This window comes from Celeribacter marinus, assembly GCF_965656515.1.
In the GTDB taxonomy this organism is placed as follows: Bacteria; Pseudomonadota; Alphaproteobacteria; order Rhodobacterales; family Rhodobacteraceae; genus Celeribacter; species Celeribacter marinus_D.
Genome location: NZ_CBFHKW010000023.1, coordinates 15,141 through 39,680, shown reverse-complemented (window position 1 = coordinate 39,680; position 24,540 = coordinate 15,141). Strand labels below are relative to the sequence as shown.

Annotated in this window: 22 protein-coding genes, 1 tRNA gene and 1 pseudogene; 13 read left to right on the top strand and 11 right to left on the bottom strand. The window is 55.2% G+C overall.

Going from position 1 to position 24,540, the window contains the following annotated elements; translation table 11 throughout:
- From ACTG34_RS07270 to ACTG34_RS07240, 7 genes and pseudogenes are all read right to left on the bottom strand, one after another.
- A pseudogene (locus tag ACTG34_RS07270) lies at positions 1–72 on the bottom strand (ribosome hibernation-promoting factor, HPF/YfiA family); the annotation flags it as partial.
- Between the two features lie 245 nt (positions 73–317).
- Positions 318–1,049: an LPS export ABC transporter ATP-binding protein gene (lptB, locus tag ACTG34_RS07265; RefSeq protein ID WP_439104298.1), complete on the bottom strand. Its 732-nt coding sequence runs from the start codon at positions 1,047–1,049 to the stop codon at positions 318–320.
- On the bottom strand, positions 1,046–1,546 hold the full coding sequence (lptA, locus tag ACTG34_RS07260; RefSeq protein ID WP_439104296.1) for a lipopolysaccharide transport periplasmic protein LptA: 501 nt from the start codon (positions 1,544–1,546) through the stop codon (positions 1,046–1,048). The genes lptB and lptA overlap by 4 nt, the downstream gene beginning before the upstream one ends.
- Positions 1,543–2,163, bottom strand: a complete 621-nt coding sequence (locus ACTG34_RS07255; protein ID WP_439104295.1) for an LPS export ABC transporter periplasmic protein LptC — start codon at positions 2,161–2,163, stop codon at positions 1,543–1,545. The genes lptA and ACTG34_RS07255 overlap by 4 nt, the downstream gene beginning before the upstream one ends.
- Before the next feature lie 9 nt (positions 2,164–2,172).
- Positions 2,173–3,135, bottom strand: a complete 963-nt coding sequence (locus tag ACTG34_RS07250) for a KpsF/GutQ family sugar-phosphate isomerase (protein ID WP_439104294.1) — start codon at positions 3,133–3,135, stop codon at positions 2,173–2,175.
- Positions 3,136–3,147: 12 nt separating this feature from the next.
- The gene (locus ACTG34_RS07245; protein ID WP_439104293.1) at positions 3,148–3,762 is read right to left on the bottom strand and encodes a ribonuclease D; all 615 of its coding nucleotides are present in this window, start codon (positions 3,760–3,762) and stop codon (positions 3,148–3,150) included.
- Between the two features lie 246 nt (positions 3,763–4,008).
- Positions 4,009–4,094 (bottom strand) — tRNA-Leu (locus ACTG34_RS07240).
- 144 nt (positions 4,095–4,238) lie between these two features.
- Here ACTG34_RS07240 and ACTG34_RS07235 point away from each other — a divergent pair.
- The gene (locus tag ACTG34_RS07235) at positions 4,239–5,228 is read left to right on the top strand and encodes a complex I NDUFA9 subunit family protein (RefSeq protein ID WP_439104292.1); all 990 of its coding nucleotides are present in this window, start codon (positions 4,239–4,241) and stop codon (positions 5,226–5,228) included.
- Positions 5,229–5,282: 54 nt separating this feature from the next.
- Here the strand turns inward: ACTG34_RS07235 and ACTG34_RS07230 are convergent, their stop codons facing one another.
- Positions 5,283–6,086 (bottom strand): undecaprenyl-diphosphate phosphatase, encoded by an 804-nt coding sequence (locus tag ACTG34_RS07230; protein WP_439104291.1) that lies wholly within the window; start codon positions 6,084–6,086, stop codon positions 5,283–5,285.
- A 225-nt stretch (positions 6,087–6,311) separates the two neighbouring features.
- Between ACTG34_RS07230 and ACTG34_RS07225 the strand changes: the two genes are divergently transcribed.
- The 6 genes from ACTG34_RS07225 (at position 6,312) to ACTG34_RS07200 (ending at position 16,107) form a co-directional block, all read left to right on the top strand.
- On the top strand, positions 6,312–7,745 hold the full coding sequence (locus tag ACTG34_RS07225; RefSeq protein WP_439104290.1) for an NAD(P)-dependent oxidoreductase: 1,434 nt from the start codon (positions 6,312–6,314) through the stop codon (positions 7,743–7,745).
- A gap of 163 nt (positions 7,746–7,908) precedes the next feature.
- Positions 7,909–12,444: a glutamate synthase large subunit gene (gltB, locus tag ACTG34_RS07220; RefSeq protein ID WP_439104289.1), complete on the top strand. Its 4,536-nt coding sequence runs from the start codon at positions 7,909–7,911 to the stop codon at positions 12,442–12,444.
- Positions 12,445–12,579: 135 nt separating this feature from the next.
- Complete coding sequence (mtgA, locus tag ACTG34_RS07215; protein WP_439104288.1) at positions 12,580–13,338, top strand: monofunctional biosynthetic peptidoglycan transglycosylase; 759 nt, start codon at positions 12,580–12,582, stop codon at positions 13,336–13,338.
- Positions 13,339–13,387: 49 nt separating this feature from the next.
- On the top strand, positions 13,388–14,053 hold the full coding sequence (gene fzlA, locus ACTG34_RS07210) for an FtsZ-binding protein FzlA (protein WP_439104287.1): 666 nt from the start codon (positions 13,388–13,390) through the stop codon (positions 14,051–14,053).
- A gap of 27 nt (positions 14,054–14,080) precedes the next feature.
- A complete protein-coding gene (gene queG / locus ACTG34_RS07205; RefSeq protein ID WP_439104286.1) occupies positions 14,081–15,121 on the top strand; it encodes a tRNA epoxyqueuosine(34) reductase QueG in 1,041 nt (346 codons plus the stop codon).
- A 68-nt stretch (positions 15,122–15,189) separates the two neighbouring features.
- Positions 15,190–16,107 carry a DMT family transporter gene (locus ACTG34_RS07200; RefSeq protein WP_439104285.1) on the top strand — a complete coding sequence of 306 codons (918 nt, stop codon included), beginning with the start codon at positions 15,190–15,192 and terminating at the stop codon, positions 16,105–16,107.
- Positions 16,108–16,117: 10 nt separating this feature from the next.
- Here ACTG34_RS07200 and ACTG34_RS07195 read toward each other — a convergent pair whose 3' ends face one another.
- Positions 16,118–16,612: a hypothetical protein gene (locus ACTG34_RS07195; RefSeq protein ID WP_439104284.1), complete on the bottom strand. Its 495-nt coding sequence runs from the start codon at positions 16,610–16,612 to the stop codon at positions 16,118–16,120.
- Positions 16,613–16,677: 65 nt separating this feature from the next.
- On the bottom strand, positions 16,678–17,547 hold the full coding sequence (locus ACTG34_RS07190) for a branched-chain amino acid aminotransferase (protein ID WP_439104283.1): 870 nt from the start codon (positions 17,545–17,547) through the stop codon (positions 16,678–16,680).
- Between the two features lie 157 nt (positions 17,548–17,704).
- On the opposite strand from ACTG34_RS07190, the gene ACTG34_RS07185 reads away from it, so the two are divergent.
- The 5 genes from ACTG34_RS07185 (at position 17,705) to dxs (ending at position 22,061) form a co-directional block, all read left to right on the top strand.
- Entirely contained in the window at positions 17,705–18,217 is a 513-nt protein-coding gene (locus ACTG34_RS07185) for a MarR family winged helix-turn-helix transcriptional regulator (protein WP_062218328.1), read from the top strand.
- Positions 18,214–18,912 carry a response regulator gene (locus ACTG34_RS07180; RefSeq protein ID WP_439104282.1) on the top strand — a complete coding sequence of 233 codons (699 nt, stop codon included), beginning with the start codon at positions 18,214–18,216 and terminating at the stop codon, positions 18,910–18,912. The genes ACTG34_RS07185 and ACTG34_RS07180 overlap by 4 nt, the downstream gene beginning before the upstream one ends.
- Before the next feature lie 95 nt (positions 18,913–19,007).
- A complete protein-coding gene (locus ACTG34_RS07175) occupies positions 19,008–19,250 on the top strand; it encodes an exodeoxyribonuclease VII small subunit (protein ID WP_439104281.1) in 243 nt (80 codons plus the stop codon).
- Positions 19,250–20,116 carry a polyprenyl synthetase family protein gene (locus ACTG34_RS07170; RefSeq protein WP_439104280.1) on the top strand — a complete coding sequence of 289 codons (867 nt, stop codon included), beginning with the start codon at positions 19,250–19,252 and terminating at the stop codon, positions 20,114–20,116. The genes ACTG34_RS07175 and ACTG34_RS07170 overlap by 1 nt, the downstream gene beginning before the upstream one ends.
- A 16-nt stretch (positions 20,117–20,132) precedes the next feature.
- A complete protein-coding gene (gene dxs, locus ACTG34_RS07165; RefSeq protein WP_439104279.1) occupies positions 20,133–22,061 on the top strand; it encodes a 1-deoxy-D-xylulose-5-phosphate synthase in 1,929 nt (642 codons plus the stop codon).
- Between the two features lies 1 nt (position 22,062).
- Here the strand turns inward: dxs and ACTG34_RS07160 are convergent, their stop codons facing one another.
- The gene (locus ACTG34_RS07160) at positions 22,063–22,923 is read right to left on the bottom strand and encodes an SDR family oxidoreductase (RefSeq protein ID WP_439104278.1); all 861 of its coding nucleotides are present in this window, start codon (positions 22,921–22,923) and stop codon (positions 22,063–22,065) included.
- Between the two features lie 131 nt (positions 22,924–23,054).
- Here ACTG34_RS07160 and ACTG34_RS07155 point away from each other — a divergent pair, with 131 nt between their 5' ends.
- Complete coding sequence (locus tag ACTG34_RS07155; protein ID WP_439104277.1) at positions 23,055–24,539, top strand: AMP nucleosidase; 1,485 nt, start codon at positions 23,055–23,057, stop codon at positions 24,537–24,539.
- Position 24,540: the final 1 nt, after the last annotated feature.

The following is a 24,540-nucleotide window of genomic DNA, read 5'->3' as shown; positions in this document are numbered from 1 at the left end:
AAGCTCACTTTTCACGTGAACTTGGAGTGCTGTGCCGATGTCGATTTGTTTGCCGCTGATCTGGTATCTCATGTGATACTTCCTTTTGTTATTGGGAGCCCGAAGTGACGGGTGTCTGCACGTCACAACGTTTTCCGGCTCGGTTAGTTTTGAGTAGCGGATATGATGCATATGTGAGGTGTGGCCCGAGCAATTTGCGGGGCCGACATTGCGCCATCGGATGTGCCATCATCTGGGCGCGGATCGAGATACGATCTTGTTGCATCATGTATATTTGGCGGCAGATGCACCCTGTTTGTCAACTGTCCTAGATCAAACTAGATGCGAAAATTTTCACCGAGGTAAACATCTCTAACAAGTTGGTTGGCTACGATCTCTTCGGTTGTGCCTGACATTAGAACTTGTCCGTCATGCAAAATGTACGCGCGGTCGATAATGCCCAAGGTTTCTTGGACGTTATGATCTGTGATCAAGACGCCAATGTTGCGACTTTTCAACTCCATAACCAGTGCCCGAATTTCGCCGACTGCGATTGGATCAACGCCTGCAAAAGGCTCATCCAAGAGCACGTAGGCAGGGCTAGACGCAAGACAGCGCGCAATCTCAACGCGCCGTCGCTCCCCGCCTGACAGTGAAAGTGCAGGCGCGCGGCGTAAGTGCGATATTGAAAACTCGGATAACAGGTCTTCGAGGCGTTCACGCCGCATTAACGGATCACTTTCGGCAACCTCCAAGATCGCAAGAATATTGTTTTCGACATTCAGGCCGCGAAAAATAGATGCTTCTTGCGGGAGATAACCAATCCCCATGCGGGCGCGACGATACATTGGCAGAGTGGTGATATCGGTTCCGTCGACAATGACCTGTCCCGCCTCTGGCATGACAAGTCCCGCGATAGAGTAAAAGCATGTGGTTTTACCGGATCCGTTGGGGCCGAGCAGAGCCACCACTTCGCCGCGCTTAAGCTCAAGTGAGACATCGCGAATAACGGTTCTTTTGCGATAGCCCTTGCGCAGGTTTCGTATGATCAGAGAATTGTCACCACTCATTTGACCCGTCCGGGCTGCAAAATGGTTTTTACGCGGCCATCAATCAGACCTGTTCCGGTCTCAAGGTCAATCGTCATTTTGTCGCCTGAAATGGCATTGGAGCCTTGGGTGAGCAGAACGCTGCCTGCCAAAATGACCTCTCCCGAATTAAGGTCGTAGCGCGCCGAATTTGCTTCTACCGCCTCGCCACCATTCGTTAGGGTCACGCCGTTTGAGGCATCCAAAACCGCGATGTTTCCTGAGTCGTCAGAGCTGTAGATGACTTCCACATGTCCGGCAGTAAGGCGCATACTTCCTTGGCCAATAACAACATTGCCTGCAAATGTCGCTTTCCCGCTAGCTTGGTCAACTGACAACTGATCCGCTGTGATCTCGACCGGAAGATTGGAGTCATGTTTCAAGCCGCTAAAAGCGACCGCAGTTTCTTGCGCTGAAACAGCCTGACCTGCGAGTAACAGTGCGCAGGTGAACGCATATGCGACAATGGATTTGATCACTGACGGTCTCCTCTTTCTTTGGGTTCGTATATCAGCTTAACCCCATCCTTGAAAACAAGAAGGTATGCCCCTGATTGTGCGTCTTGAGACAGGATCATACGTCCGGCATCGAGTGTGCCGATTGGGCCAGTCGCATTGACATGCCCCGAGCTTTCAATGCGGGCCATATCCAACATCGCCGCAATGCGTTGGGTCGATAAGAGATAGCCGGTTGATGTCCGGATTTCGACCTGTCCAGACAACTCCGCAATTTTGCTTTTGCCATCGATCACGGCATTGTCTGCGGCCAAGTCGATGGACCCACTGTTTGGCATCCGCAGCCCGCCGGTGATTGTTGTTGAGTTTACAGCCGATGATCCCGACAAATCTGGTCGAACGGTCTTTGCCGATAGATAAAGTTCTGAGCCATCACGCGTAACCGTTGAAAATGCGGGTCCGTCGATACGTTGCTCGCGGGCGAGGGCTTCGATGTCAACTTGGGCAAAGGGCAAAGATGGTTCGTACTCACGTCCGCGCGCAAACAAAAACAGGGTCGCAAGTAGTCCCAAACTCACGAGTGGTAAAACAACTTTCGCCAGTGCCACGATGCGGGAATGTTTGTTACTGTATCGCGCCATGTCCGTGATCTACACAACGCCAGCCCGAAGGCAATCTTGGATCTTTAGTATTCCGCATGGGGGGCTGTTCTCAGCTGCGCTGCGTACAAACAGGCATGTAATTGCCCGCTCGTCCATGCGCGCAACGGCTTTCTCGGCCAACGCATCTTCGGAAATCGTAAGCGGCGCCGCTGTCATAATATCGCCCGCAAGTTGGTCCAGAACTGTGGATATGTTGCGGCGTAAATCTCCGTCGGTAATGATCCCGATGAGCGTCCCTGTTTCGTCCGTAACGCCAGCAACCCCGAACCCTTTGGCTGAAATGACCGCGATAACATCCGTCATTGGCGTGTCAGAAGATACCAGAGGCATGTCGACATGCATCAAATCGCGCACTTTGGTGAGGCGCGCGCCAAGCTTACCACCTGGGTGAAAGACGCGAAAATGGTCAGCGGTAAATTTGCGATGATCCATCAGAGCAAGCGCAAGAGCGTCCCCAAGAGCCAGCGTCATGGTTGTCGATGTCGTCGGCACAATACCTTTATCACAGGCCTCTTCGGCTTTGGGCAGGGTTAGCGCGACATCGCAGGCGCGCATCAATGAACTTTCCGGATTTGACGCAATGGCGATCATGTTGATCTTAAACCGTCGGGTGAACGCGATGAGGTCGGCCAATTCCGGCGTTTCGCCCGAGTTCGACAAAACCAAAACAACGTCATCGCGTCCAATCATACCCAAATCACCATGGCTGGCCTCAGCGGGATGAACAAAATGTGATGGGGTGCCCGTGGAGGCAAATGTAGCCGCTATTTTCTTGGCGATGTGGCCGGATTTTCCCATACCCGTAACGATTGTGCGCCCCTTGGCGTCCAAAATCATTTGCGCGGCCTGAGTAAAACTATCCCCAAGAGACGCAGATAGAAGGCGTAGCGCATCGGCTTCTCTGTCGATCACGCGATGGGCGGTTTTTAAAAATTGTTCAGCTTGGGTCATAAGCCTGCCTTGCTATTGGTGCGAAAAAATATCCGTGTCTTGCCATCCTAGAATATCGAGCTTGGCGCGGGTTGGAAGAAAATCGAAACAGCTTTGTGCGATTTCGGCGCGCCCCTCACGGTCTAACATCGCGTCCAGCTTTTCTTTCAGGTTGTGCAAATAGAGGACGTCAGAGGCAGCATAGTCGAGTTGCGCTGCCTTCAGGTCTTTTGCGCCCCAGTCGCTCATTTGTTGGTATTTGGAAATATCAACTTTCAAAAGTTGGTCGATAAGGTTTTTAAGGCCGTGGCGGTCGGTGTAAGTCCGCACCAACTTTGACGCGATTTTGGTGCAATACACGGGAGCAGCCAACGCGCCAAACGTATGGAACATCGCGGCAATGTCAAAGCGGCCGTAGTGGAAGAGCTTCAAGGTCTTTGGGTCCTCTAGTAGGCGACACAAATTTGGGGCTTTCGATTGCCCCTTAGCAATCTGAACAAGATGGGCGTTGCCGTCCCCGTCACACAGCTGCACGAGGCAAAGCCGATCGCGATGAGGGTTAAGACCCATTGTTTCGCAGTCAATTGCGACCACTGGCCCCAGCTTGAGTCCATCGGGAAGATCGTTCTTGTATAGAAAGTTCGTCACAATCGGCTCCATGGAAACTTGTGTCTCACCGTGACATACGCATTTCGATCCCACCCGACAAGTTTCATGGGCGATAGATCCGAGAGGTGCGGCGTTTCGGCTGTTCACAGAGCTCGAAATGCTTGGGCGAGTCACGCCCCTAGTATGCCGAGATCGGGGCGGCGCCGGTGAACGTGGCACATGTGTCCCAACAAGAGCCCAGTCTTCGCGCGCCATCAAATATTTCAGAAATACACATCGAAAAATTGGTGCCCAGAAGAGGACTCGAACCTCCACGTCCTTGCGGACACTAGCACCTGAAGCTAGCGCGTCTACCATTCCGCCATCTGGGCACGATGTCGTGATGGAGCGATGTAAGGGGCGATTGGATCGGTGTCAACGGCGTTTCGACGCGTTTGGCGGTACATCAATAGCGTCTTGTTCATTCGCGCTCGAAAAGCTATTGAAAGTACGAGATTCAGGCATTGGAGATGCAGATGGCAAAATTGGTCACCATCTATGGCGGCGCTGGCTTTGTAGGGCGGTACATCGCTCGTCGCATGGCAAAAGAAGGATGGCGTGTTCGTGTTGCTGTTCGTCGGCCAAACGAGGCGTTGCACGTGAAGCCGTATGGCGCTGTTGGTCAGGTCGAACCTGTGCTGTGCAATATCCGCGATGACGCGTCTGTGCGTGCCGCGATGCAAGGTGCAGATGCGGTTATAAACTGTGTAGGTGTTCTTACCGAGAAGGGCAAAAACTCGTTCTCTGCCGTTCAAGCCGAAGGTGCGGGCCGCATCGCAAAAATCGCCACCCAGCTTGGCGTTTCCAACCTGGTGCAGCTTTCGGCGATCGGTGCGGATGACGCCTCTCAAAGTGAGTATTCACGTTCTAAGGCCGAGGGTGAAACGGCCGTTCTGGCGGCGTTTCCGGGCGCGGTTATCTTGCGCCCCTCTGTGATTTTCGGGACTGAAGATGCGTTCTTTAACCGGTTCGCGAATATGGCGGCTCAGCTTCCATTTGTTCTGACGCTCGTGGGCGGTAATACCAAATTTCAACCAGTTTATGTAGATGATGTCGCGCGTGCTGCTGTTGCTGGAGCATTGGGCGAGGCACCTGCGGGTGTATACGAATTGGGTGGTCCTGATGTGGATACACTCAAAGGTTTGATCGAGAAGATGCTTGTGACCATCCGGCGCCGGCGTCTGGTTTTGAATTTGCCGTTTTGGGCGGGCCGCGTCATGGCCACGGGATTTTCCGCGATCCAGTTTTTGACTGCGGGGTTGTTCCATAACGGGGTTTTGACCAAGGATCAGGTGAAAAACCTAGCCGTTGATAATGTCGTTTCCGCTGACGCAAAGGGCTTTGGTGATCTTGGGATCAAGCCTACGGCGATGCAGGTGATCATGGACGACTACTTGTGGGTTTACCGTCCTAATGGTCAATTTGAGGCTTTGCGCGAGAGTGCCAAGGGCTTGCGCGACCTGTGAGGTCGTCAGACTGGTATTGACAAAGCACGCTCCAATTGGGGCGCGCTTTTTGGTTTAAGAATAGGCAATGCTCAAAAGAATGATGCCCAAAACAACGCGATAATACACGTAGGGTGCAAAGCTGACCGAGCGCAGTAAGCGCATCATTAGCGTGAGAGCAAGCAAGGCAGCGACGAATGCAAACGCTGCCCCGAGCGCGGCATATTTCACCATGTCATAGTCGGCCTCTCCAGCGACATCGAGGCCAAGCAAAATGCCCGATGCCATGATGGTGGGGATCGACATCAGCATTGAGATTTTAGCGCTGTCTTCGCGCGTGTAGCCGAGCGCGCGTGCGCCTGTGATCGTGATGCCTGATCGTGATGTGCCTGGAATGATGGCTATGGCTTGCCACAGGCCAAGTGTTATGGCGTCACGCCTGTTCCAGTCGGAAGCGACTTTTGTGGCGGCGCCCCTTTTGTCAAACCAGTACAGAACGAGACCAAAGATGAGCATGGTCCAGCCAATGACCGTCATTGATCGCATGGCATCTGACAGGCCAGTGATTTTGACGACGAGGCCGATGACAATGACGGGGAGCGTGGCCACAAGAAGTAGAAAGGCGAGTTTTGATCCGTATGTGTCTATCCGTCCGGTCAGCATGCGCGGGATGCCTGCGAATCCGGTTTTAACATCTGCCCAGAAAAACAAAATGACCGCTCCGAGGGTGCCCACGTGAACAGCCACGTCGATGGTCAAGCCTTGGTCCTGCATCCCCGTGAGTTGGGGGAGTAGAATCAGGTGTCCAGACGATGAGACGGGCAAAAATTCGGTGAGACCCTGAATGAGGGCGACGAGAAGGAGATAAAAGATACTCATGGGAAACTCTGCATTGTGTATTTGGTGCAGGATAAGCACATTGAATCTCAATAAGAAGCGACAATATATGTCAGTATTGCTTACATTAAATTGGAGTGGTGTGGTTGCGTTCGGCGGCGGATCGGCGAATTGAATCTGTAATACGTCAGTACATATGACTTTTCTTTTCAAATTGTCTTGTGTAAATAGATCTCAAATCTCGAAAACTCATGGAGATCGCGTGTTATGGCAAAAGAGCCTATGCTAAAATTTGTGTCCGTTGGTCGGGATATGCCCGAAAAGCGGACGGCGGATGCCCGTAAAGAAGACTTTGGTGAAATATACGCAGAGTTTTCTAAACAAAAGGCTGAAGAGCAGGCCTCGCGCTGTTCTCAATGTGGTGTGCCCTATTGCCAGACGCATTGTCCGTTGCACAACAACATCCCGGACTGGTTGCGCCTGACCGCATCTGGTCGTCTCAAAGAGGCATACGAGATGTCTCAGGAGACCAACACGTTTCCGGAGATTTGTGGGCGTATCTGTCCGCAGGATCGTCTGTGCGAAGGCAATTGTGTGATTGAGCAATCTGGCCACGGCACGGTCACGATTGGGTCGGTCGAGAAATACATCACCGACACCGCCTTTGACGAGGGGTGGGTTGCGCCTATTGCACCGACACATGAGCGCACCGAGAGCGTTGGCATCATTGGCTCCGGTCCCGGTGGCTTGGCCGCTGCTGACCGTCTGCGTCGTCAGGGGATCCAAGTCACGGTTTATGAGCGCTCCGACCGCGCGGGTGGCTTGATGATGTACGGCATCCCGAGTTTCAAATTGGAAAAAGACATCGTGCTGCGCCGCGTGAAACAGCTCGAAGAGGGCGGCGTCACAATCGTGCTTAACTGCAATGTTGGTACGGACATTTCGTTCGACGATCTGCGTGCGAAACACGATGCTGTGTTGATCGCAACGGGCGTTTACAAGTCCCGCGACCTTCAGGGGCCGGGTTCGGGATCCAAGGGGATCGTGCGCGCACTCGATTACCTCACGGCCTCAAACAAGGTCGGATTTGGCGATACAGTCGCGGAATTTGAAAGCGGCGAGTTGAACGCCGAAGGCAAAAAAGTTGTTGTGATCGGTGGCGGTGATACCGCGATGGATTGCGTGCGCACCGCGATCCGTCAGGGCGCCACATCCGTAAAATGTCTTTACCGCCGTGACCGTGCAAACATGCCGGGATCGCAGCGCGAAACCCAAAACGCCGAAGAGGAAGGCGTGGAATTCGTCTGGCTTTCCGCGCCTAAAGGTTTTGCTGGTGACCCCGTCACAGGCGTGATGGTTTCTAAAATGCGCCTTGGTGCGCCAGATGCCTCGGGTCGTCAATCGCCCGAAGTTATCGAGGGAGCGGACTACGTCGAAGACGCCGATCTGGTGATCAAGGCGCTCGGTTTCGAGCCTGAGGAATTGCCAAAGCTATGGGGCACGGACGGGTTGGAAGTGACGCGTTGGGGTACGGTTCTGGCCGATTTCAAAACCCACGTTACATCCCTCGCCGGTGTCTATGCGTGTGGCGATATTCAGCGTGGCGCGTCGTTGGTTGTCTGGGCGATCCGCGATGGTCGTGAGGCCGCAGATGCCATTCTCGATCAGGTCAATGCGGCCGCAGCCGTGGCCGCAGAGTGAAAAAATAGGACAGGGATTGCGCAGCGAAATCGGGTAAAATTGTTGGTCAGCCCCTCGTCGGACTTTCGTCGGACATGTGTCGGACCCACCGAGCGCTGCGCACCCGATCAGGTTTCAAAATAGGACACTAGTCCTGACCCACCAACGAAGGAAGGGTTATACAATGACAGTATACGATGAAAAATGGGCCGCACGCGAAGAAGCAAAACGTGCCTATATGTCCGAGCACTCTTTGTTCCGCGAAGAGGATGAACACTCCTCTTGTGGTGTGGGTCTTGTGGTCTCCATTGATGGATCGAAGTCGCGCAAGGTTGTTGAAAACGGCATCTCCGCGCTCAAGGCGATTTGGCACCGTGGCGCGGTTGACGCCGATGGCATGACGGGCGATGGCGCGGGTATCCACGTCCAGATCCCTGTTCCGTTCTTTTACGATCAGGTCGAGCGCACAGGCCACACGCCGCGCAAAGGTGAGATGTTGGCCGTTGGCCAAGTGTTTTTACCGCGCACGGATTTTGGCGCACAAGAGACATGCCGCACGATTGTCGAGAGCGAAGTGTTGCGTATGGGGTATTACATTTACGGGTGGCGTCACGTCCCTGTCGCGACATCCTGTCTGGGTGACAAAGCCAATGCGACCCGCCCCGAGATTGAACAAATCCTGATTTCGAATTCCAAAGGCGTTGACGAGGAAACATTCGAGCGCGAGCTGTATGTCATTCGTCGTCGGATTGAAAAAGCTGCCGCCGCCGCCGGTGTTGGTCAGCTCTATATCTGTAGCCTGTCGTGCCGCTCTATCATTTACAAAGGCATGATGTTGGCCGAGCAGGTGGCCGAGTTCTATCCCGACCTAATGGACGAGCGTTTTGAATCCGCCTTTGCGATTTATCACCAACGCTATTCGACCAACACATTCCCGCAGTGGTGGTTGGCTCAACCGTTCCGCATGTTGGCGCATAACGGTGAGATCAATACGCTCAAGGGCAACCTGAACTGGATGAAGAGCCACGAAATTCGCATGGCCTCATCCACGTTTGGCGATATGGCCGAGGACATCAAGCCGATCTGCCCACAAGGGTCGTCGGACAGTGCTGCCCTTGACGCCGTGTTCGAGGTTCTGGTGCGTGCTGGTCGCACCGCACCGATGGCAAAAACCATGTTGGTGCCCGAGTCGTGGTCCAAGAATGCACAGGAGTTGCCGCAGTCGTGGCGCGATATGTATTCCTATGTGAACTCTGTGATGGAGCCATGGGACGGTCCCGCCGCCCTTGCCATGACTGATGGTCGTTGGGTCTGTGCGGGTCTGGATCGCAACGGGTTGCGTCCGATGCGCTATGTCGTAACGGGTGACGGTCTTGTGATTGCGGGCTCCGAGGTGGGCATGGTGCCGACTGATGAGGCAACTGTGGTTGAAAAAGGCGCGCTTGGTCCGGGTCAGATGTTGGCCGTGGATATGAAAGACGGCAAACTTTACCACGACACCGAGATGAAAGACAGTTTGGCCAATGCACAGCCCTTTGGCGAGTGGGTCGGCAAAATCAACGATCTGGATGAGGAATTGACAGGCCTCGAGGAGAAGACCCTATTCTCGGGTGACGAGCTAAAAAAGCGTCAGATCGCGGCGGGCTATTCGATTGAGGAGTTGGAGCAAATCCTCGCGCCGATGGCTGAAGATGGCAAAGAGACATTGGCATCGATGGGCGATGATACGCCCTCTGCCGTGTTGTCGGAAAAGTACCGTCCGTTGTCGCATTTCTTCCGTCAGAACTTCAGTCAGGTAACGAACCCACCGATCGACAGTTTGCGCGAATTCCGTGTTATGTCGCTCAAAACTCGGTTCGGCAACCTCAAGAACGTGCTCGATGAGGACAGCAGCCAGACCGAGATTTTGGTGTTGGAAAGCCCGTTCATCGGGAACGCCCAATTTGACGCGCTCAAGACGCATTTCAACGCGCCAATGACGGAAATCGATTGTACTTTTGACGCGGCTGGCGGTCCGACTGCGTTGCGTGAGGGGCTTGATCGTATCCGGTCCGAAGCCGAAGACGCGGTGCGTTCTGGTGGTGGGCATATCGTTTTGACGGATCACATGCAGAACGCTGATAAAGTTGCGATGCCGATGATCCTCGCGACCTCTGCGGTGCATTCATGGTTGACGCGCAAGGGGTTGCGGACGTTCTGTTCTCTTGGGGTGCGTTCGGCCGAGTGTATTGATCCGCATTATTTTGCGGTGCTGATTGGCTGTGGCGCGACCATCGTGAACGCCTATTTGGCCGAGGATAGCCTTGCTGATCGGATTGAGCGTGGCCTGTTGGATTGCACGCTAACCGAAGCCGTGTCGCGTTACCGCGCGGCGGTGGATGCGGGACTGTTGAAAATCATGGCAAAGATGGGCATCTCCGTGATCTCATCTTACCGTGGTGGTCTGAACTTTGAGGCGGTTGGTCTGTCGCGCGCTATGGTTGCAGAATTCTTCCCCGGTATGCACTCGCGCATCTCTGGTATCGGTGTAAACGGTATCCAGCGCAAAGTTGAATCCGTGCATAAAAAGGGCTTCCACGGTGGCAATGCAATGCCTATCGGTGGTTTTTATAAGTCGCGCAAAACGGGCGAGACGCACGCGTGGGAAGCGCAAGCGATGCACATGTTGCAATCGGCCTGTGATCGCGCCTCCTACGAGATGTGGAAGCAGTACAGCGCGAAGATGAAGGCGAACCCGCCGATCCATTTGCGTGATCTGCTCGACATCAAAGCACTTGGCAAAGCGGTCCCAATTGAGGAAGTGGAATCGATTACGTCGATCCGCAAACGTTTTGTCACGCCGGGCATGTCCTTGGGAGCATTGTCGCCTGAGGCGCACAAAACGCTGAACGTGGCCATGAACCGTATCGGTGCGAAATCCGATAGCGGCGAAGGCGGCGAAGATCCTGCGCACTTTGTGCCGGAGGCTAATGGCGATAACCCGTCTGCCAAGATCAAACAGGTGGCATCAGGTCGTTTTGGCGTCACGGCCGAATACCTCAACCATTGTGAAGAACTTGAGATCAAAGTGGCTCAGGGTGCAAAACCCGGTGAGGGCGGCCAGTTGCCCGGTATGAAGGTTACGGACCTGATTGCCCGTTTGCGCCACTCGACCAAAGGTGTGACGCTGATTTCGCCGCCACCGCACCACGATATCTATTCGATCGAAGACCTCGCACAGCTGATCTATGATCTCAAACAGATCAACCCGCGGTGCAAAGTCACGGTGAAACTCGTGGCGTCCTCGGGTGTCGGCACGATTGCCGCAGGTGTGGCCAAGGCGAAAGCCGACGTGATCCTGATTTCGGGTCACAACGGTGGTACGGGCGCCTCCCCCGCAACCTCGATCAAATTCGCAGGTCTGCCATGGGAAATGGGCCTGACCGAAGCGCACCAAGTGCTCGCCATGAACAACCTGCGTGACCGCGTTACCTTGCGCACCGATGGTGGGTTGCGCACGGGTCGCGACATCGTCATGGCGGCGATGATGGGGGCCGAGGAATACGGTATCGGCACCGCCGCACTCATCGCGATGGGCTGTATCATGGTGCGTCAGTGCCAGTCGAACACCTGTCCCGTTGGCGTGTGTACCCAAGACGAAGATTTGCGGGCCAAGTTTACGGGCAACGCAGACAAAGTGGTAAACCTCATCACGTTCTACGCCCAAGAAGTCCGTGAATTGCTGGCCTCTATCGGGGCACGTAGCGTCGATGAGATCATCGGTCGTGCAGATCTTTTGACGCAGGTGTCACGCGGTTCTGCGCATCTTGATGACCTCGATCTCAACCCGTTGTTGTTGTCGATGGATGGAGCGGAGAGCATTGTTTATGATCGCTCTAAGCCGCGTAATGCGGTGCCCGATACGCTCGATGCGCAAATCGTGTCGGACGCTGCGCGCTTCCTCAACGATGGCGAGAAAATGCAACTGTCCTACGCGGTGCAAAACACATTGCGCACCGTGGGGACACGCACTTCGTCGCATATCGTGACCAATTTCGGGATGCGTAACGATCTTCAGCCGGACCATTTGACCGTGAAACTTACGGGCTCGGCGGGTCAATCGCTCGGGGCGTTTGCAGCCCCCGGTTTGAAAATCGAAGTGTCGGGTGACGCCAACGACTATGTAGGCAAGGGTCTATCGGGTGGCATTATCGTGGTCCGTCCACCGATGCACTCGCCGCTTGTCGCCTCTGAAAACACCATTATCGGCAACACTGTGTTGTACGGTGCGACCGATGGGTATTTGTTCGCCGCAGGGCGCGCAGGGGAACGTTTTGCCGTTCGCAACTCTGGCGCAAAAGTGGTGATTGAGGGCTGTGGCTCAAACGGGTGCGAGTACATGACGGGGGGCACTGCCGTGATCCTTGGCACGATTGGCGCCAACTTCGGGGCGGGTATGACGGGCGGTATGGCCTATCTGTATGACCCCGAAGGCAACGTTGAGGATTTGATGAACCTTGAGACTTTGGTGACGTGTCCTGTGACTGTTGATCACTGGGAGGCCGAGCTAAAAGACCTGATCGAGCGTCACGCGGCGGAGACGAATTCCGTTAAAGCCCGTGAGATTTTGTCGAATTGGGAGGTTGAAAAAGCCAACTTCCTTCAGGCGTGTCCAAAGGAAATGTTGATCCATATCCCTGCGCCTTTGTCTCTCGAAGAGAAAGCTATTCCTGCTGAATAGGCTGGATTAGAGCCATTATTCGAAAAGCCCTCGCCTATGCGGGGGCTTTTCTTTTGGCCACACCCGCGTGGTGATTTCGCGGTTGGGGCGTGGCGGTGCTTGACCCTTGGGCGAATTCCATGTTCCCACTACCCCATGGCAAAAAAGACCACAAAAAAGACGGCATCAGCGAAAGAGCGCAAGGCAGGGCGAATCCGTTCCAGTAGCGCCACCCCTCAATTGGGTTGGCGTCGTCGGTTGCGCCGTACTGTTTTGCGCGGGCTACTGGCTATTGTCGTTCTTTGGATTGGCTGGATTTTGGTCTATAGCGTGATACCGGTCCCGATAACGCCATATATGATTGCCGAGCGCGTGCGCGGTGGTGAATTGGATTACCAATGGATGCCAATTGACGATATTGCTCCGGTCTTGGCGCGGTCTGTTGTTGCAGCGGAGGACGCTAATTTCTGTCTGCATTGGGGGTTTGATATGGTGGCCATACGGGACGCCATTGAAAGCGGTGGCGGGCGTGGTGCCTCAACGATTTCGCAGCAGACGGTCAAAAATGCGTTTTTGTGGCACGGGCGATCGTGGCCGCGAAAGGCACTTGAGGCGCTCACCACGCCGATGGTCGAACTGCTGTGGAGCAAGCGGCGCATTTTGGAGGTCTACCTCAATATCGCCGAGTTTGATGATGGCATTTTTGGAGCAGAAGCGGCGAGTCGCCATTACTTCGGTGTTGGCCCTGATGAATTGAGTGACACACAGGCCGCACGGCTGGCCGCCATTCTGCCGAGCCCGAAATTACGCAGTGCGGGCAAGCCTGGTCAATTTGTCCAACGCCGTGCGCGCCAGATCGCTGATGGCGCCCAAACTATACGAATAGACGGACGCGCGCGCTGTTTCGAGGATTGAAATGGCGCGTCATTCACGGCAAGTAGAGACAAACAACGAGTATTGACCCATGAACCGACTGTACCACGTCCCACTGTCCCCCTTTTGTCGCAAAGTGCGGCTTGTTCTGGCCGAGAAAAAGATCGAAGCCGAGTTGGTGGAGGAGCGGTACTGGGAACGTGATCCCGATTTCATGCGGCGCAACCCAGCGGGTAAGGTGCCGATTTTGCGTCTTGGGGATATGAACCTCGCGGAAAGCTCAGCGATTTGTGAGTACCTCGAAGAGGTCTATCCAACGCCGGCGTTGATGCCGAAAGATGTTGAGGGTCGCTATGAAGTCCGCAGATTGGTGTCGTGGTTTGATGACAAATTTCACCAAGAAGTGACATCTAATTTGCTCTACGAGCGTGTGAACCGCAAGTTGATGAAGGGCGGATATCCCGTATCAGCGAACGTCAAGGCGGGGTCAAAAGGCATTAAATATCATCTCGATTATATGGCGTGGTTGCTTGATCGTCGTCGTTGGTTGGCGGGGGATGCAATGACACTTGCGGACTTTACGGCGGCGGCACATCTGTCGTGTCTCGATTACACATCGGATGTGGATTGGAACCGATCCGCTGTGGTTAAAGATTGGTATGCAAAGATCAAATCACGTCCTGCGTTTCGCTCGCTTTTGGTGGATCAGGTGCCGGGATTTCCGCAGCCCGCTCATTATGCCGATCTCGATTTTTGATGTACCCTGTCCCTGAAGGGGGCGATTTTGACTCATCTCGATAAGGACACTGTGCGCGCCAAAGCGTTGGAGGAGGGATTTTCCAAGGTTGGGTTCGCTCGTCCTGATCTACCCGAGGCGATGGAGCGTTTGCGGGCGTTTCTTGCTGCGGGGCACCACGGTCAGATGGGTTGGATGGAGGAGCGGATGGCGTGGCGGGGTGATCCGACTGCGCTCTGGCCCGAGGCGAAATCAGTGATCATGTTGGCCGAGGCCTATACGCCCGACGATGATCCGATGAAGGCCGTAAATAGACCCGAATCCGGCGCAATATCGGTCTATGCCCGCAATCGCGACTACCACGACATCGTCAAAAAGCGCCTCAAACGGGTGGGGCGTTGGTTGATCGAGCAGGCGGGCGAGGACTCCCAGATCAAGGTGTTCGTCGACACCGCCCCTGTGATGGAAAAGCCGCTCGCTGCAAAGGCGGGACTTGGATGGCAGGGCAAGCATACCAATCTTTTAGGGCGCGATCTCGGCAGTTGGTTTTTCCTTGGAGCGATCTTTACCACGATAGATTTCGACCCTGATCTAGCGGAAATCGAGCGATGCGGATCATGTCGCGCCTGTTTGGATGCCTGTCCGACCGATGCCTTTCCTGCGCCGTACCAACTCGATGCACGGCGTTGTATTTCGTATCTCACGATTGAACACCACGGACCCGTGGATGAGGACTTGCGCGCGCGAATGGGCAACCGCATTTACGGCTGCGACGACTGCCTTGCGGCCTGTCCGTGGAACAAATTCGCGGTGGACGCCAAAGAGTTGCGCTATGCCGCGCGAGATGATTTGCGGGCGCCGCCCTTAGCCGAACTGGTGCAACTGGACGATGCAGCCTTTCGCGAAAAGTTTTCAGGCTCACCGATCAAGCGGGTGGGGCGCGGCCGCTTTGTGCGCAATGTCTTGTACGCCATTGGCAACTCGGGCGACCCGCAGTTTGTGCCACATGCGACTGCGTTGACCGAAGATTCCGATACCACGGTCGCGGATGCGGCGCGTTGGGCGGTGGGGCGGCTTGCAAAAACGTAGGTAGTTGAATGCTTGCGTGAGGCTTTGAACACGCTACCGTGTGGGCCTGTCGGAAGGACACCAAAACCATGAGCGTGATGCGCGGGATCGGACTAAAGGTAGCGTCCTTGGCTGTGTTTTTGGCTATGGCATCGTTTGTGAAGTCGGCAACCACTGAAGTACCAGCCATGCAAGCGGCGTTCTTTCGCTCGTTGTTCGCGATCCCTGTGGTCGTTGGGTATCTTTTGTCGCGCGGCGAGTTACGCCACGGATTAAAGATGGTTCGGCCTCGGGCGCATTTGATACGCGGCGTGCTTGGCGCTGTGACCATGATGCTTGGGTTTACTGCGCTGTCACGTTTGCCGCTGCCTGATGCTACCGCAATCGGGTATGCGCGACCGTTATTCATCGTTTTGCTATCGGCGGTTTTCCTACGAGAGCGGGTTCGGGTGTTTCGGTTTACGGCGGTGGCGATCGGCATGGTGGGGGTCTTGATCATCTTGTCGCCGCGCTTGACGATGTTGCACGGCGTGCCGACATCGGAGGAAAAATTCGGCGCTATGGCGGCGCTCCTTGCGGCCATTATTGTCGCATTCATTCAGCTCCATTTGCGCACGATGGTGAAGACGGAATCTACCACCTCAATCGTTTTCTGGTTTTCGGTGATTGCCACCATCGTCACAGGTCTAACGTTTCCGTTGGGGTGGGTTATGCCAAGTGGTTGGATCATGGTTCAACTCGTTCTTGCGGGGTTCTTGGGCGGCTTTGGTCAGATCCTTTTGACGGCCTCGTACCGTCATGCGCCTGCGTCTACTTTGGCCTCGTTTGAATATACGTCGATGGTTTTTGCGATTCTGGTTGGCTATGTCTTTTTCAGTGAGGTGCCGACATGGATGACGCTGATTGGTGCAGCGATTATTGTTGCATCGGGCCTATTGGTGATCCACCGTGAGCGTCAATTGGGGTTGTCGGCTGAGCGGCTTAAAAAGACATCATCGCATTTGTGAGGGTGGTCTGTCAGTCGGACAGAATGCGGGCCCAAATGCTACCGTTTTGCTGCTCTGCCTGATCCTTGCGCAATTGGATGGCGCGTTGTTTGGTCACCATGCGCTCAGCCTCGACGGCCGATCTAATTCCGTCTGCGGCGCGGGCAATGGGAAAGGGACCGATCACACTATTGCCGACTTCGTAATGGACCGTGATTGCGTTGCCGCGCTCGGCATTGCGAAAGCGAACGCGGGTTTCGGTATTGAAGCCGCCAAATGATTTTGTGAATGCGTCGCGGTAGGCATCAAGAGACTGGCCATCGCGCGCATCGGGGCCGACGGTGATGTTGGTGACAATCAGGGTGCGGTCGCTCATATGGCCCGCCTCAATCATACGCTCAAGTGTAATTCCGAGCGGTCTATATGCGGGATTTTTGGTCGTGTGGTACAACATGACCATGAAGAGGGCTGGCGCAAAGACCAGAACAGCGGCAATCGTTATAAATACTGCTTCACGCTTGATCAAAAAAACTCTCCGCCAATTGTCATGGACGGAGAGTTTCATTTTTGCATTGAGGTCAGGTTAATTTGTTAGCTGCGCACCAGCTTTTCGTAGCTTTCCGCAATGTCGCGGGTCAGCGCGCCGACCTCGAATGTGTAGTCGCCAATCTGGCCCACGGGGGTGACTTCGGCGGCGGTGCCGGTGAGCCAGCATTGCTCAAACCCTTCGAGTTCTTCGGGCATAATGCGGCGGACGTGCACTTTGATCCCTTTTTGCTCCAGCATCTCGATGACGGTTTGGCGCGTGATGCCGTTCAGGATCGCATCCGGATCAGGGGTGTGAACCTCGCCATCTTTAACGAAGAAGATGTTCGCGCCTGTGGCCTCGGCTACATAACCGCGATAGTCCATGAATAGCGCGTCAGAGCAGCCTTTGGCCTCTGCGGCGTGTTTGGACATTGTGCAGATCATGTAGAGACCTGCGGCTTTGGCGGCTGTGGGGATCGTGTCAGGCGATGGGCGTTTCCATTTCGCGATGTCGAGTTTGGCACCGTTCATTTTGGCATCGCCGTAATAGGCGCCCCATTCCCATGCGGCCACGGCCATTCGGACGGGGTTGCGGTTGGAGGCGACACCCATGTCCTCGCCTGCGCCACGCCACGCCAGAACCCGCACGTATGCATCGTCCCAACCGTTGGCTTTTAGTACATCATATTTGGCTTTTTCGATCTCTTCGACGGTGTAGGGGATTGGCATATCGAGCAATGCGCCGGATGCCAAAAGGCGCTTGGAGTGCTCGACCGATTTAAAGATTTTGCCGTTGTAGCACCGCTCGCCCTCAAACACGGAGGAGGCGTAGTGCATGGCATGGGTCAGAATATGGACGTTCGCGTCCCGCCAGTCAACGAGTGTGCCGTCCATCCAGATTTTGCCGTCACGATCATCATATGCGCCTGCCATGTGGTGTGTTCTCCGATTGGGTCGAGGTGCGTTGCGTCCACGCTCGAAACCGTTATTTTATTGCACTAAATTGCATCGTCGCTACCAATTTGACCTTGGAATGTCAATAAGGCTGACATAAGCTTGGCGGACACTTGGTCGATGATGTGGGGGTTGTATGGCGGACGGTAAAAGCGGCGGCAATACGGGGAGCGAGGGGCTTCTCTTCCTCACGGACGAACAGTTGCGCAAGGGCATTGAGGCGATGTTTTTTGCCTATCGCGGGTTCACCCAAGATCCCGATCGCATTTTAGATGAACACGGATATGGCCGCGCGCATCACCGCGCCGTGCATTTTATAAACCGGACACCAGGTGCCACGGTGAATAGTTTGCTGAACACCCTAGGCGTCACAAAACAGTCTCTAAACCGTGTTCTTCGGGCATTGATCGAGGATGGTTTGGTCGAAAGCCGTGTCGGCAAGCGTGACAAGAGAGAGCGGCATTTACACTTAACTGACACCGGGAAAATGCTTGAGGCGGAGCTGTCCGAGGCACAGCGCGGGCGTATGCGCTCGGCTTACCGCGAAGCGGGTCACGAAGCTGTTGCTGGATTTCGCAAGGTTCTTGAGGCCATGATGGACCCCGACCAAAGGGCGTATTTTGACGCCTTTAAGGAGGGTGACAGTTGAAAAGTGATATTCATCTTTTGATCGTTGATGACGATGAGAGGATTAGGGATCTCCTGAAAAAATATCTGATGCGGCATGGGTTTTGTGTCACGGCGGCGCGAGACGCGGCGCATGCAAGGCGGCTTTTGGCGGGCTTGGAGTTCGACCTGATCGTCCTTGATGTGATGATGCCCGGCGAGGATGGTATTTCACTGACGCGCGATTTGCGCCTGCGCATTGCAACGCCCATCATGCTTTTGACCGCGAAAGGCGAGACCGAAGATAGGATTTCGGGACTTGAGGCGGGCGCAGACGATTACCTTGCAAAGCCGTTTGAGCCTAAGGAATTGTTGCTTCGTATCAATGCTGTTTTGCGGCGTGTGCCCGACGAGGAGCCAGCGGTTCAGGTGCCGAAACACCTACGTTTGGGTCTGTTTCGCTACGATGTTGAGCGTGGAGAGCTTTGGAATGGAGATGCGCCCTTGCGGCTCACAGCCACCGAAAACCAATTGATGCGCATATTTGCGGCGACCCCAAGTGTCGCTGTTTCGCGCACGGATTTGGTGGAGCGTTTGGGGCGAGATGGCGGTCAGGCACAAGAGCGGGCCGTGGACGTCCAAATCACGCGATTGCGCCGAAAGTTGGAGACCGACCCGCGTCAACCGAGATACCTGCAAACTGTACGCGGCGAGGGCTATATGCTCGTCCCCGAATAGTTCGAAATTGCGCCACCTTTGTACAAAAGCAGGTGGCGCAAATAGTCTCAACACTTTAGTTTGAACGTAAATAGAATGCTGCTTGGGAGTTTGAGATGACTGATGTCGCCGTAGAGAAAATGAGTTTTGAAACCGCCATGGCGGAGTTGGATCAGGTGGTCGGCAAGCTTGAGCGCGGCGATGTTGCACTTGAAGATAGTATTTCGCTTTACGAGCGCGGGGCAAAACTGAAGGCGCATTGTGAGGCGAAGCTCAAAGATGCCGAAGAAAAAGTCGAGAAAATTTCTGTAGGCGGCGATGGTCAAGCGACTGCGACAACGCCCGTTGAAGGTCTCTAATGCAGGCCCGCATGGAGCAATGCCGCGATGCCGTTCAACAGTGTTTGAATGATGCGCTTGCCCCTTTGGGCGAGCGTCCGGTCGAAGTGGCAATGCGGTATGCGTTGGGTGGTGGCAAGCGTTTGCGCGCGTTTTTGGTTATGGAGGGTGCGCAGCTTCACGGTATTGCGCCCGCGCAATCCGTTTGGGCGGCCGCAGCGATTGAATCCATTCATGCTTATTCATTGGTTCATGACGATTTGCCGTGCATGGATGATGACGATGTGCGCCGTGGTCAACCGACCGTTCACAAGCGGTGGGATGATGCAACGGCGGTGCTGGTCGGTGATGCGCTTCAGACGCTTGCCTTTGATCTTTTGACCCGTCCCGAATTGCGCGCATCGAGCCAGATTAGGGTCGATTTGATTGCGTCTCTAGCTAAGTCATCAGGTATCGGCGGAATGGTTTTGGGTCAGGCACAAGACATCGCTGCCGAAACCACGATGACCCCGCTCGACCTTGCGGCGATCACCGAGTTGCAGGCCAACAAAACCGGTGCACTGATCGAATGGTCCGCGCGTGCGGGCGCAATTTTGGGTGGGGCTGATCCAACGGCGCTTGGCCATTATGCAAAAGCTGTGGGTTTGGCGTTCCAAATTCAAGACGATATTCTAGATGTCGAAGGCGACGCAGAAAAAACCGGCAAAGCCGTTGGCAAAGATGCCGATGCCGGAAAGGCCACGTTTGTCTCTTTGTTGGGTCTTGCGGGTGCAAAAACACGTGCACGCGATTTGGTCGATGAGGCTTGTGCGGCATTGAGCCACTATGGCACACGCGCGGATGGCTTGCGGGATGTCGCTCGTTTCGTTATCTCGCGTGAAACTTAAGGCAGGAGTTGCGACAATGTCCGACCGCCCTCAAACACCGATCCTTGACCGTATAGCGGTTCCCGCCGACATGAAGGCGCTCACGGATGGCGAGCTCAAGCGCCTTGCGGGAGAGCTAAGGGCCGAGACAATTTCGGCGGTGTCCGAGACGGGTGGGCACCTTGGTGCGGGTCTGGGTGTTGTTGAGTTGACTGTGGCGCTTCATGCCGTGTTTGATACGCCAAAGGATCGGTTGATCTGGGATGTGTCGCACCAGTGTTATCCGCATAAAATTTTGACGGGGCGGCGCGATCGCATTCGCACGCTGCGCCAACCTGGTGGGTTGTCGGGCTTCACCAAGCGCTCGGAGAGCCCCTATGATCCGTTTGGCGCCGCACATAGTTCGACGTCGATTTCCGCCGCCCTCGGGTTTGCCGTGGCGCGTGATCTGGGCGGGGCGACCGAGCACGGGATCGGCGATGCGATTGCCGTGATCGGGGACGGGTCGATGTCGGCGGGTATGGCGTTTGAGGCCATGAACAACGCGGGGCATTTGGGCAAGCGGATGATTGTTATTCTCAACGATAACGAGATGTCGATTGCCGAACCTGTGGGCGCATTGTCGTCGTATTTGTCGCGCTTGTACGCGGGTGCGCCGTTTCAGGAATTGAAAGCGGCAGCCAAGGGGGCGGTGTCGCTGTTGCCGCATCCGTTCCAAGAGGGCGCGAAGCGGGCCAAGGAAATGCTCAAGGGCATGACCGTGGGTGGCACGATGTTCGAGGAGTTGGGATTTTCCTATGTCGGCCCGATTGATGGTCACGATATGGATCAACTGTTGTCGGTTCTGCGCACGGTTAAAACGCGCGCAACAGGTCCGATCCTGATCCACGTGATCACGAAAAAGGGCAAGGGTTACGCCCCCGCCGAGGCCGCCGCCGACAAAGGTCACGCAACGGCGAAATTCGATGTTGTCACAGGCAAGCAGAAAAAGACGAAATCAAACGCACCGTCCTATACGGCGGTGTTTGCCAAGGCGCTTTTGGATGAGGCGACACGCGACGACAAAATTTGTGCGGTGACTGCGGCGATGCCCGATGGCACGGGGTTGAACCTATTTGCGGAACGCTACCCGTCACGGTGTTTCGACGTTGGCATTGCCGAGCAACATGGTGTGACCTTTGCCGCTGGATTGGCCGCGGGCGGGATGAAACCGTTTTGCGCTATGTATTCGACGTTTCTACAACGCGGCTACGATCAGGTGGTGCATGATGTGGCGATTCAACGCCTCCCCGTGCGCTTTGCGATTGATCGTGCGGGGTTGGTTGGGGCCGATGGTGCGACGCATGCGGGATCGTTCGACGTGGCGTTCATGGCCAACCTGCCCGGTATGGTGGTGATGGCCGCCGCCGATGAGGCCGAGTTGGTCCATATGGTGGCGACAGCTGTTGCGCATAATGACGGGCCGATTGCGTTCCGGTATCCGCGTGGCGAAGGGGTCGGTGTCGAGATGCCCGAGCGCGGTGTGCCGCTTGAAATTGGCAAGGGTCGGATTGTCAAAGAGGGCACGCGCGTGGCGCTGTTGTCTTTTGGCACGCGCCTTGACGAGACAATGACCGCCGCCGAAGCGTTAGAGGCGCGTGGGGTGTCGTGTACTGTGGCTGACGCCCGTTTTGCCAAGCCGCTTGATGAGGATTTGATCCGCGATCTGGCGGCAAACCACGAGGCGCTCATCACGATTGAGGAGGGCGCAATCGGCGGTTTCGGGTCACATGTGGCCGATTTCCTTGCAAATGACGGCGTGTTCGATCGCGGGATTAAATTCCGCTCGATGGTGTTGCCTGACACGTTTATCGATCAGGCCAGCCCCGAGGCGATGTACGAGATCGCGGGCCTGAGTGCGGCGGATATCGAAGCCAAGGTTATGGCGGTCTTGGGTGTCGCAGATATCGCGACCAAACGCGCCTAGGTCATTGTGAGTGCAAAAGCGCTTTTAACCCCGATTTATAGTCGGGGTATAATAGCGTAACGCCCAGAACGGATTTGATCCGCTCATTGCTGACCTTTTTGCTCTCGGCGTAAAAGCTACGCGCCATTGGCGACATGTCGGCGGTTTCAAATGCATCGGCAGGTGGAAGTGGCAAACCCAACAATTCGGCGGCATAGCCGATGACATCTTGGGGTGGTGCGGGGTCATCGTCACAAACGTTGAAAATTCCGCTGCATTGGGGTCTGTTTATGGAGGCCTCAACAACTTGCGCGATGTCCGCGACATGGGTGCGCGAAAACACCTGACCCTGCTTGATGATGCGCCGCGCCGTCCCCGCGCGTACTTTTGCAAATGGTCCACGTCCCGGACCGTAGATGCCCGCAAGGCGAAAGATAGACAGCGGGATGTTGTGGGTGTTACAAAATTCTGTCCACGCGGCCTCTGCCTCAACGCGCATTTGCCCCCGTTTGGTGGCGGGTGAGAGCGGGGTCGTTTCGTCCACCCATGCGCCGCCATGATCGCCGTAGACACCCGTGGTTGACAGGTAACCGATCCATTTGAGACGGGGTGCGGCCTTGGACAAAAGTGCACGGTGTTGGGCCAGCATCGGATCTCCATCGGCGTCTGGCGCAGCGGAAACAAGCAGGTGCGTCGCCTCCAAAAGAGCAGGCGCAATATCATCATTGGGTAAAACAAGCGGTGTGACGCCTGCCGCCTCAAAGTTCCCGCGCTTGGCCGCATTGCGGGTTGTTCCCGATACCTGCCACCCTTTTGCCGTGAGCCGTGATGCGAGGGCCTGCGCGCTGTATCCATGTCCGAATGAAAAGAGATGTCCCGTCACGTTTGTTTGATCCTCAATGTCTAGTTTATAAGCATGGTCTTGCGCCGCGCGGCCAAGTGGTGACAAATGACTCTAGAGGCTTGAGCCGAAAATCAAGCGCAAAAAAGAAGCACATCAATACGAGGTCTTCCGTGAATCAAAATGCTGCTCCCTTGACCATAGAGACGCCATCGGCGCCCGATGCCGAACTGTTTTCAGATGCCGCCGCTGCGGTCGACCGGTTGGAGGATCTGTATCGTTCCGCAACCCGCTATCTCACCGAACGGTTTTCCGAGGCTGCAACGGGGGCCGTGCCACATGCTCGCCACCGCGCGTTTTATCCCGAAATCCGTGTGAGGACGACCTCGTTCGCGGCGATGGACAGTCGCCTGTCCTTTGGCCACGTGTCCAAACCCGGTAGCTATTCAACGACGATCACGCGTCCTGATTTGTTTCGGAACTATCTCATTCAACAGATCACGCAAATTATCCGCAATCATGGCGTATCAGTGTCCATTGGGCCGTCCGAGGTGCCGATGCCCGTTCACTTTGCCGTTGCAAATGATGAGAGCATTACCATCCCCCAAGAGGGCGCGATGGACTACCCGTTGCGCGACTACTTTGATGTGCCTGATCTGGCGACAACGCACGACAATATCGTCAATGGGTCGGGATATCTGAACGAGGACGGGTCAGGGCCGCTTGCGCCCTTCACCGCGCAGCGCGTGGATTATTCGCTCGCGCGCCTGTCGCACTATACCGCGACCGATGCGACCCATTTTCAAAACCATGTTCTGTTCACGAACTACCAGTTTTATGTGTCCGAGTTCGAGGCATATGCGCGCGCACAACTTGATGATCCTAACAGCGGCTATACCTCTTTTGTATCGACTGGAAATGTTGAAATTTTTGATGGGCAGACCCCAATCGCGCCGACAACAAAAATGCCGCAAATGCCGACATACCACCTCAAACGTGCTGATGGATCGGGCGTCACTTTGGTCAATATCGGTGTTGGTCCGTCGAATGCCAAAACTGCCACAGATCACATTGCCGTGCTGCGCCCCCATGCGTGGATCATGGTGGGTCACTGTGCGGGACTTCGCAATTCGCAACGGCTTGGTGATTTCGTTCTCGCACATGCTTATCTGCGCGAGGATCATGTGTTGGATGCCGATCTGCCCGTTTGGGTTCCGATCCCCGCGTTGGCGGAAATTCAGACATCACTCGAGGGGGCGGTTGCAGACATCACTCAGCTTGAAGGCTATGAGTTGAAGCGAATTATGCGCACGGGCACGGTGGCGACAATTGATAACCGGAATTGGGAATTGCGGGATCAATCGGGTCCTGTGCAACGGCTGAGCCAATCGCGCGCCGTGGCACTCGATATGGAAAGCGCCACGATTGCAGCGAATGGATTTCGGTTTCGCGTCCCGTATGGGACACTTTTGTGTGTCTCGGATAAGCCACTGCATGGCGAGCTGAAGCTGCCAGGAATGGCGTCAGATTTCTATACGTCTCAGGTCGCTCGTCATTTGTTGATCGGAATTCGTGCGATGGAAACGTTGCGAGAGATGCCGATTGAGCGCATTCATAGCCGAAAATTGCGCTCTTTTGAGGAAACGGCGTTCCTGTAGG